Source organism: Burkholderia sp. BCC1972 (genome assembly GCF_905339605.1).
In the GTDB taxonomy this organism is placed as follows: domain Bacteria; phylum Pseudomonadota; class Gammaproteobacteria; order Burkholderiales; family Burkholderiaceae; genus Burkholderia.
In genome coordinates this window covers 1-708 of the sequence record NZ_CAJPGH010000084.1, presented here as the reverse complement: position 1 = coordinate 708, position 708 = coordinate 1, and the positions used below count along the sequence as shown (strand labels likewise).

General features: G+C 63.1%; 1 protein-coding gene. It reads right to left on the bottom strand.

What is annotated here, in order from left to right; translation table 11 throughout:
* Positions 1 to 89 precede the first annotated feature (89 nt).
* Positions 90 to 708 (bottom strand): branched-chain amino acid ABC transporter permease (locus U5798_RS36900; RefSeq protein ID WP_322084881.1); only part of this gene is annotated, 619 nt, incomplete at its 5' end.

Genomic DNA, 708 nt, shown 5'->3' with positions numbered 1-708 from the left:
TGCCTGCAGCCCGCCGAAGCGTTTGTTCACGCCCGAGACGGACAGTCGGATTTGCTTGTCGCTCATGTGTGTATCCCCTTGTCCGTTGGTTAAGCGCGCACCGGCTTCTTGCTGTTGCGCTTCGCCAGTTTCGCGATCTTGTCCTCATGCTTCGGCGCGGGCCACAGGCCTTCCGAGCGATACAGCATGATGATCACCATCGCGAGGCCGTACAGCGCCTGACGGATCACTTCCGTATCGACGATGTCGTGACCGAACAGCGCGTGCTGCAGCGGGCTCATCGTCGAGCGCAGGAATTCCGGGAAGATCGCGAGCAGCACCGCACCCAGGATCACGCCCGGGATGTGGCCCATGCCGCCGAGCACCACGCACGCCAGCACGACGATCGATTCCCAGAACGTGAACGATTCCGGCGACACGAAGCCCTGGAACGAACCGAACATCGCGCCCGACAGGCCGCCGAACGACGCGCCCATCGCGAACGCGAGCAGCTTCACGTTACGGGTGTTGATGCCCATCGCCTTTGCCGCGATCTCGTCCTCGCGGATCGCCGCCCATGCGCGGCCGATGCGCGAATGCTGCAGGCGCGTACACGTCCAGATCACCAGCAGCGAGCACAGCACGAACAGGTAGTAGTACATGTACACCGACGGCAGCTGCAGGCCGAACAGCGAGTGCGTCTGCGACAGGTTGAAGCCGCCGACATGT